Genomic DNA, 382 nt, shown 5'->3' with positions numbered 1-382 from the left:
CGGCAAAGTCGAAGCGACCATCAAGGACGCCACTGGCGGCAACTTCGAAAACCTGGTCAAGGACCCGGCCGCAGCGGTGACCAGCGTCACCGACACCGTCGATACCTCGACCGTCAGCCTCACTGCGACTTCGTCCGTGGCCGAAGGCGGCACCGTGGTGTACACCGCGTCCGTGACTGCGCCAGTGACCGGCTCGCCAGTTGTCGTGAGCTTGTCCAACGGCCAGACCATCACCATCCCGGTTGGCGCAAGTTCGGGTAGCGTGAATTTTGTTGCACCAAACGATGCCTTGGCGGGCGGCAGCTCGCTGAGCGTCAAGATTGATGATGCCAAGGGCGGCAATTACGAGAAGCTGGACGTCGACGGCAAGTCGGCCGACACC

The 382-nt window shown here is 62.6% G+C and carries 1 protein-coding gene; it reads left to right on the top strand.

What is annotated here, in order from left to right; all coding sequences use genetic code 11:
* On the top strand, positions 1-382 hold a 382-nt coding region (locus FHL16_RS33905; protein ID WP_138739126.1), incomplete at both ends, for an immunoglobulin-like domain-containing protein.

This window comes from Pseudomonas sp. FSL W5-0299 (assembly GCF_005930655.1).
Classification (GTDB): domain Bacteria; phylum Pseudomonadota; class Gammaproteobacteria; order Pseudomonadales; family Pseudomonadaceae; genus Aquipseudomonas; species Aquipseudomonas mandelii.
Note: the sequence above shows the minus strand (reverse complement) of the source record. Positions and strands in the feature narration are given on the sequence as shown.